The sequence below is a fragment of the Pseudomonas sp. NPDC089534 genome, assembly GCF_044749305.1.
GTDB classification, from domain to species: domain Bacteria; phylum Pseudomonadota; class Gammaproteobacteria; order Pseudomonadales; family Pseudomonadaceae; genus Aquipseudomonas; species Aquipseudomonas ekonensis.
This window is the reverse complement of sequence record NZ_JBIVHR010000158.1, coordinates 1-7,551: the sequence shown is the minus strand read 5'-3', so window position 1 is coordinate 7,551 and position 7,551 is coordinate 1. Positions and strand designations below refer to the sequence as shown.

General features: G+C 66.3%; 6 protein-coding genes. 4 read left to right on the top strand and 2 right to left on the bottom strand.

Annotation, left to right across the window (positions count from 1 at the left end; translation table 11 throughout):
• On the top strand, positions 1 to 442 hold a 442-nt coding region (locus tag ACIP0B_RS27460; RefSeq protein WP_400838149.1), incomplete at its 5' end, for an MMPL family transporter.
• A gap of 180 nt (positions 443 to 622) precedes the next feature.
• Here the strand turns inward: ACIP0B_RS27460 and ACIP0B_RS27455 are convergent.
• Together ACIP0B_RS27455 and ACIP0B_RS27450 are read right to left on the bottom strand one after the other, a co-directional pair.
• Positions 623 to 1,342, bottom strand: coding sequence for a FadR/GntR family transcriptional regulator (locus tag ACIP0B_RS27455; protein ID WP_217892381.1), 720 nt, complete (start codon positions 1,340 to 1,342; stop codon positions 623 to 625).
• Positions 1,343 to 1,545: 203 nt separating this feature from the next.
• Positions 1,546 to 3,282, bottom strand: a complete 1,737-nt coding sequence (locus ACIP0B_RS27450) for an IlvD/Edd family dehydratase (protein WP_400838146.1) — start codon at positions 3,280 to 3,282, stop codon at positions 1,546 to 1,548.
• A gap of 193 nt (positions 3,283 to 3,475) precedes the next feature.
• Here ACIP0B_RS27450 and ACIP0B_RS27445 point away from each other — a divergent pair, with 193 nt between their 5' ends.
• The 3 genes from ACIP0B_RS27445 to ACIP0B_RS27435 are packed head-to-tail and all read left to right on the top strand — an operon-like array spanning position 3,476 to position 7,441.
• On the top strand, positions 3,476 to 4,798 hold the full coding sequence (locus ACIP0B_RS27445; RefSeq protein ID WP_400838143.1) for an MFS transporter: 1,323 nt from the start codon (positions 3,476 to 3,478) through the stop codon (positions 4,796 to 4,798).
• Between the two features lie 60 nt (positions 4,799 to 4,858).
• Complete coding sequence (araD1, locus tag ACIP0B_RS27440) at positions 4,859 to 5,851, top strand: AraD1 family protein (RefSeq protein ID WP_400838140.1); 993 nt, start codon at positions 4,859 to 4,861, stop codon at positions 5,849 to 5,851.
• Between the two features lie 9 nt (positions 5,852 to 5,860).
• On the top strand, positions 5,861 to 7,441 hold the full coding sequence (locus tag ACIP0B_RS27435; protein ID WP_400838137.1) for an aldehyde dehydrogenase (NADP(+)): 1,581 nt from the start codon (positions 5,861 to 5,863) through the stop codon (positions 7,439 to 7,441).
• The last annotated feature ends 110 nt before the right edge of the window (positions 7,442 to 7,551 follow it).

Sequence of the window (7,551 nt, the reverse complement as noted above, 5' to 3'; positions counted from 1 at the left end):
GGCGACCCTGTTCATCGTCCTTCCGCTGGTGCTGACCTCTGTTCTGGGAAACGCTCTGATTGCGTTCATGGGCATCGGCGTCAAGGTCGCGACCCTGCCGGTGGTGGCGTTGGGCGTGGGGATCGGCGTGGACTACGGCATCTACATCTACAGCCGCCTGGAGAGTTTCCTGCGCGCCGGCCTGCCGTTGCAGGAAGCCTACTACCAGACCCTGAAGTCCACCGGCAAGGCGGTGCTGTTCACCGGCCTGTGCCTGGCCATCGGCGTGTGCACCTGGATCTTCTCGGCGATCAAGTTCCAGGCCGACATGGGCCTGATGCTGACCTTCATGCTGCTGTGGAACATGTTCGGCGCGCTGTGGCTGCTGCCGGCGCTGGCGAAGTTCCTGATCAAGCCTGAGAAGCTGGCGGGGCAGAAGGGCAATTCGCTGTTTGCCCACTGATCCTTGCGGGCTGAAACGACAAAGCCGCAACCTCCGGGTTGCGGCTTTTTTTGTGTCTCGTGAATGTCGCAGACCCTGTGGGAGCCAGCCTGCTGGCGATTGCAGCCTGCCTGGCGCACCGATGCTGACTGACAGCACGCCATCGCCAGCAGGCTGGCTCCCACAGGGGATCTTCAGTGATCAGGAAAGGTCGGTGCCGAGCACCACGCTCAAGGCGCTGCGCGCATCATCCAGCTGCACCAGCGTCGCGTGCCGTGCGCCGAGGGCATCGCGGTTCTCGATGGCGGTCAGGATCGCCTTGTGCCGCGGCAGCGCCAGTTCGTGCAGGTTCGGCCGCTGGTTGGAGTGCTTGAGCGCTTCGGCGATCGCCACCGAGAGCATGTTGCACAGGTTGGCGAGCAGGTCGTTGTGGGTGGCGTCGGCGATGCGGCTGTGGAAATCCAGGTCCGGCTGCAGCAGGGCCTCCGGGGTCGGCGCCGCTTCCATGCGCCGGTAGGCCTCGCCGATGGCGGCGATGTCGGCCTCGGTGGCGTGCTGGGCGGCGAGGGCGGCGGCGGCCGGCTCGATGATGCTGCGCACGCTGGTCAGCACATTGAAGAACTCGTTCTGCGGGCTGCTCTGCATCAGCCAGTGCAGCACGTCCGGGTCGAGCATGTGCCATTCGCGGCGCGGCTTGACCACGGTGCCGACCCGCGGCTTCGAATACACCAGCCCCTTGGCCACCAGCACCCGCGTGGCTTCGCGCAGCACCGGCCGGCTCACCGCGTACTCCTCGCACAGCAAGGCTTCGGCGGGCAGTTTGTCGTCGGGCGGGAAGCGTCCGGAAACGATCTGCAGGCCCAGTTCCTGGACGATGCGCGAATGCATGCTTTTGCGGTCGGAGGGTTTGCGGTAATCCATGGGGAGCGGGGCGATCCTGTGGGTGAGCGGTGCCCGGCATCATAGCAGGCGCAATGCAGTCTTGAAGCAAATGCAGAAGAGGGTTCTGTGGCGAGGGAGCTTGCTCCCGCCGGGGTGCGCAGCGCCCCCCGGGAGCCTGTGAGCGCTGCGCGCTCAAGCGGGAGCAAGCTCCCTCGCCACAGGTTTCCCTTACAGCAGGCTTGTCAGTGCGAGTGGCGCGGGACTTCGGCGCCCCGGCAGCCGACCAGGAAGTCGAAGTCGCAGCCCTGGTCCGCCTGCAGCACATGGTCGATGTACAGCTGACGGTAACCCCCCACCAGCAATGGCTGCGGCGGTTGCAGGTCCGCCAGGCGCGCCGCCAGTTCGGCGTCCGGGATGTCCAGGTGCAAACGCCCATTGGCGCAGTCCAGCTCGATCCAGTCGCCTTCCTGCACGGCGGCGAGCGGCCCGCCTGCCGCCGCTTCCGGGGCGACATGCAGCACCACGGTGCCGTACGCCGTGCCGCTCATCCGCGCATCGGAGATGCGCACCATGTCGGTCACGCCCTGGGCCAGCAGCTTGGCCGGCAGCCCCATGTTGCCGACTTCGGCCATGCCCGGATAACCCTTCGGCCCGCAGTTCTTCATCACCAGCACCGAGTTCGCGTCAACGTCCAGTTCCGGGTCGTTGATCCGTGCCTTGTAGTGGTCGAAGTTCTCGAACACCACGGCGCGGCCACGGTGCTGCATCAGCGCCGGCGTCGCGGCTGAGGGCTTGAGCACCGCGCCGAGCGGCGCCAGGTTGCCGCGCAGCACGCAGATGCCGCCGTCGGCGCGGATCGGGTTGTCGAGGGTGCGGATCACTTCGTCTTCGCCGTAGATCGGCGCGTCCTGGGTGTTCTCGCGGATGGTTTTGCCGTTGACGGTCAATGCGTCCGGATTCGGAATCAGATGGGCCTCACCCAGGCGCCGCAGCACCGCCGGCAAGCCTCCGGCGTAGTAGAACTCTTCCATCAGGAAACGCCCGGACGGCTGCAGGTCGACGAGGGTCGGCATGCCGCGGCCGATGCGCGTCCAGTCGTCCAGATCCAGCTCGACGCCGATGCGCCCGGCGATGGCTTTGAGGTGGATCACCGCGTTGGTCGAACCACCGATCGCCGCGTTGACCCGGATCGCGTTCTCGAACGCTTGCTTGGTCAGGATCTTCGACAGCCGCAGGTCTTCGCGCACCATCTCCACCGCGCGCATGCCGGACATGTGCGCCAGCACGTAGCGCCGCGCGTCCACCGCCGGGATCGCCGCGTTGTGGGGCAGGGAGGTGCCCAGCGCTTCGGCCATGCAGGCCATGGTGGACGCGGTGCCCATGGTGTTGCAGGTGCCGGCGGAGCGGGACATGCCGCCCTCGGCTGCGAGGAAATCGTCAATCGTGATGGTGCCGGCCTTGACCTGTTCGCTGAGCTGCCAGACCACGGTGCCGGAACCGATGTCCTTGCCCTTGTGCTTGCCGTTGAGCATCGGCCCGCCGGTGACGACGATGGCCGGCACGTCGCAGCTGGCCGCGCCCATCAGCAGCGCCGGGGTGGTCTTGTCGCAACCGGTCAGCAGCACCACGCCGTCGATGGGGTTGCCGCGGATGGCTTCCTCCACGTCCATGCTCGCCAGGTTGCGGGTGAGCATGGCGGTGGGGCGCAGGTTCGACTCGCCGTTGGAGAACACCGGGAACTCCACCGGAAATCCGCCGGCCTCGATCACGCCGCGCTTCACGTGCTCGGCGATCTGGCGAAAGTGCGCGTTGCACGGTGTCAGCTCCGACCAGGTGTTGCAGATGCCGATGATCGGCTTGCCGTGGAACTGATGGTCGGCGATGCCCTGATTCTTCATCCAGCTGCGGTACATGAAGCCGTTCTTGTCGGCGGTGCCGAACCATTGGGCCGAGCGCAGGGCGGGTTTCTTATCAGACATGATCGGTTCTCTTATTGTAAGACTATTGTTTGCGAGCTTTGGCTTAAGCTAAGCGAAAATCGGCTGATGTGGAAGTGTTGGCGTCTAATAAGTATTACTATATAGTCGATTTCAACGAGAGGATCGGCCCTGGCGACGTTCGCCTGAGGCATTCCCCGAGGTTCCATAACAACAACAATCGGAGACCGACCCCATGAGCCAGGAACAGCGGCTTGTCCGGCGCATCACCCTGAAACTGATTCCCTTCCTGATCCTGCTGTACCTGATCGCCTACGTGGACCGCTCCGCCGTTGGCTTCGCCAAGCTGCACATGGGCGCCGACATCGGCATCGGCGATGCGGCCTACGGGCTCGGCGCCGGCCTGTTCTTCATCGGCTATTTCCTGCTGGAGATCCCCAGCAACCTGCTGCTCGAACGCTTCGGCGCAAGGCGCTGGTTCGCGCGGATCATGATCACCTGGGGCGCCATCACCATCGGCATGGCGTTCGTCCAGGGGCCGCACAGCTTCTATGTGATGCGCTTTCTGCTCGGCGCGGCGGAGGCGGGGTTCTTTCCCGGCGTCCTGTACTACATCACCCAATGGTTTCCGGTGCGCCACCGGGGCAAGATCCTCGGGCTGTTCATCCTGTCCCAGCCCATCGCCATGATGATCACCGGCCCGGTGTCCGGCGGCCTGCTGGGCATGGACGGCATCCTCGGCCTGCATGGCTGGCAATGGCTGTTCATCGTCATCGGCACCCCGGCGATCCTGCTGACCTGGCCGGTGCTGCGCTGGCTGCCGGACGGCCCGGAGCAGGTGGACTGGATGGACCGGTCCGAAAAGGACTGGCTCAGCGGCGAGCTGAAAAGGGATCTGCAGGAATACGGCCAGACCCGCCACGGCAACCCGCTGCACGCGCTCAAGGACAAACGCGTCTTGCTGCTGGCGCTGTTCTACCTGCCGGTGACCTTGAGCATCTACGGCCTGGGCCTGTGGCTGCCGACCCTGATCAAGCAGTTCGGCGGCAGCGACCTGGTCACCGGTTTCGTGTCGGCGGTGCCGTACCTCTTCGGCATCGTCGGCCTGCTGATCGTGCCGCGCAGCTCCGACCGGCTGAACGACCGCTACGGTCATCTGGCGGTGCTCTACGTGCTGGGCGCGCTCGGCCTGTTCTTCAGCGCCTGGCTGGCGTTGCCGGCGATGCAGCTGGCGGCGCTGTGCCTGGTGGCGTTCGCGCTGTTTTCCTGCACGGCGGTGTTCTGGACCCTGCCGGGGCGGTTCTTCGCCGGCGCCAGCGCGGCGGCGGGCATCGCGCTGATCAACTCGGTGGGCAACCTGGGCGGCTACATCGGCCCGTTCGTGATCGGCGCACTGAAGGAATACACCGGCAACCTCGCCTCGGGCCTGTACTTCCTGTCCGGGGTGATGGTGTTCGGACTGATGCTGACCGCTGTGGTTTACCGGGTGCTTGAGCGCAAACACGTATTGCCGGCGGACCAGTTCGCCGCCAGTGCGCGGGGTGCGACCCGGACCTGACGCTACCTAGCGGACATAGGTTTTCCGGTGTCCAGACATTTTGTTGACAGGAGAGATCACATGCATCTGGTGCAATTCGAATTGAGTAACGGCGAACGCCGCGTCGGCGTGGTCGAGGGCGGTCTGGTGCGCGAGGTGCAGGACGTGCGCGCCGTGCGCGATCTGGCGTTGGCGGCCATCGAGGCCGGCGTCAGCCTCGCGCAGCAGATGCAGGCCTTCGGCCTGGGCATCAGCCACGACTACGCCGAACTGCGGGAGCGGTTGCGCATCCTGCCGCCGCTCGACCATCCGGATCCGGCGCACCTGCTGGTCAGCGGCACCGGCCTCACGCACCTGGGCAGCGCCTCGGCCCGGGACAAGATGCACCAGCAGGCCGGCGACGAAGCGACGATGACCGACACCCTGCGCATCTTCAAATGGGGCGTGGAGGGCGGCAAACCGGCGGCGGGGCAGGCCGGGGTGCAGCCGGAGTGGTTCTACAAGGGCGACGGCAGCATTGTCGTGCGGCCGGGGCAGCCGTTTCCGCTGCCGCCGTTCGCCGAAGACGCCGGCGAAGAGCCGGAGCTCACCGGGCTCTACGTCATCGGGCACGACGGCAAGCCGTACCGCCTCGGCTTTGCGTTGGGCAACGAGTTCTCCGACCACGTCATGGAGCGCAAGAACTACCTGTACCTGGCCCATTCGAAACTGCGCAGCTGCAGTTTCGGCCCGGAACTTCGGGTCGGTGAGCTGCCGCCGCACCTGGCGGGCACCAGCCGCATCCTGCGCGACGGCGAAACGCTGTGGCAGAACGAGTTCTTGAGCGGCGAAGCCAACATGTGCCACAGCCTGGCGAACCTCGAATACCACCACTTTAAGTACGCCCAGTTCCTGCGGCCGGGCGATGTGCACATTCATTTCTTCGGCACCGCGACGCTGTCGTTTGCCGACGGTGTCCGCACCCGTCCGGGCGATGTGTTCGAGATCAGCCAGGCCGAATTCGGCGCGCCGCTGGTCAACGGCATCGCCCCGGTCGACGCGGTTTTCGCCCCCGGCAGCATCGGCACCCTTTAAGGAGATCCCATGATTCAGATTCTCGGCCTCAACTACATCGGCGGACGTCGCAGCGCGGTCGGCAAGGTCAAGTTGCAGAGCATCGATGCCTGCACCGGTGAACCGTTGCCTTGCGATTTTTTCCAGGCCACGGCAGAGGAGGTGGACGCCGCCGCCCAAGCGGCCGCCGCCGCGTACCCGGCCTACCGCAGCCTCAGCGCAGAGCGCCGGGCACAGTTCCTGGAGGCGATCGCCGATGAGCTCGACGCGCTGGACGATGGATTCGTGGCCGTGGTCTGCCGCGAAACCGCGCTGCCGGCGGCGCGGATCCAAGGGGAGCGCGCCCGCACCAGCGGCCAGATGCGCCTGTTCGCCAAGGTGCTGCGCCGCGGTGATTTCTATGGGGCGCGGATCGATCTGCCGTTGCCGGAGCGCCAGCCGCTGCAGCGTCCGGACCTGCGCCAGTACCGCATCGGCCTCGGGCCGGTGGCGGTGTTCGGTGCCAGCAACTTTCCGTTGGCGTTCTCCACGGCGGGCGGCGACACCGCCGCCGCGCTGGCCGCCGGCTGCCCGGTGGTGTTCAAGGCCCACGGCGGTCACATGGCCACCGCCGAGCAGGTGGCCGACGCGCTGATCCGTGCGGCCGAGAAGACCGGCATGCCGGCGGGCGTGTTCAACATGATCTATGGCGCAGGCGTCGGCGAATGGCTGGTCAAGCATCCGGCGATCCAGGCCGTGGGCTTCACCGGTTCGCTCAAGGGCGGACGGGCGCTGTGCGACATGGCGGCCGCACGCCCGCAGCCGATCCCGGTGTTCGCCGAGATGTCGAGCATCAACCCGGTGATCGTGCTGCCGCAGGCGCTGGCCGCCCGCACCGAGTCCGTAGCCCGTGACCTGACGGCCTCGGTGGTGCAGGGCTGCGGCCAGTTCTGCACCAACCCCGGTCTGGTGATCGGCCTGCGCTCGCCGCAGTTCAGTGCGTTCGTGGCGCAGCTGGCCGGGTCGATCGCCGATCAACCGGCGCAGACCATGCTCAACAGCGGCACCCTCGCCAGCTACGGCAAGGGCCTGCAGAAGTTGCTGGCCCACCCAGGCATCACGCACCTGGCGGGGAATCCGCAACAGGGCAACCAGGCGCAGCCGCAGTTGTTCAAGGCCGATGCAGGGTTGCTGATCCAGGGCGACGAGGTGCTGCAAGAGGAGGTGTTCGGCCCGGCCACGGTGGTGGTCGAGGTGCAAGACCGGGCGCAATTGAACGCGGCGCTCAACGGTCTGCACGGGCAACTCACCGCGACGCTCATCGGTGAGCCGGAAGACTTCGCGCAGTTCGCGGAGCTGACGCCGCTGCTGGAGCAGAAGGTCGGGCGGATCCTGCTCAACGGCTATCCGACCGGGGTCGAGGTGTGCGATTCGATGGTGCACGGCGGGCCGTACCCGGCGACCTCCGATGCCCGCGGCACTTCGGTCGGCACGCTGGCCATCGACCGCTTCCTGCGCCCGGTGTGCTTCCAGAACTACCCCGACCACCTGCTGCCGGAACCGCTGAAGAACGCCAATCCGCTGCGCATCCAGCGCCTGGTGGACGGTAAGCCAACGCGCGAGGCCCTCTGACAGAACCTGTGACCGCCATCGCCAGCAGGCTGGCTCCCACAAAGGATCCAGGGTATTTGCAAAATCCATGTGCACCATAGAGCCCTGTGGGAGCTGGCTTGCCAGCGATG

What these genes read in the sequence shown, in the direction of transcription:
- ACIP0B_RS27445 (WP_400838143.1), top strand. Translation starts at nt 3,476, where the DNA reads ATGAGCCAGGAACAGCGGCTTGTCCGGCGCATCACCCTGAAACTGATT.
- ACIP0B_RS27450 (WP_400838146.1), bottom strand. Translation starts at nt 3,282, where the DNA reads ATGTCTGATAAGAAACCCGCCCTGCGCTCGGCCCAATGGTTCGGCACC.
- ACIP0B_RS27435 (WP_400838137.1), top strand. Translation starts at nt 5,861, where the DNA reads ATGATTCAGATTCTCGGCCTCAACTACATCGGCGGACGTCGCAGCGCG.
- araD1 (WP_400838140.1), top strand. Translation starts at nt 4,859, where the DNA reads ATGCATCTGGTGCAATTCGAATTGAGTAACGGCGAACGCCGCGTCGGC.
- ACIP0B_RS27455 (WP_217892381.1), bottom strand. Translation starts at nt 1,342, where the DNA reads ATGGATTACCGCAAACCCTCCGACCGCAAAAGCATGCATTCGCGCATC.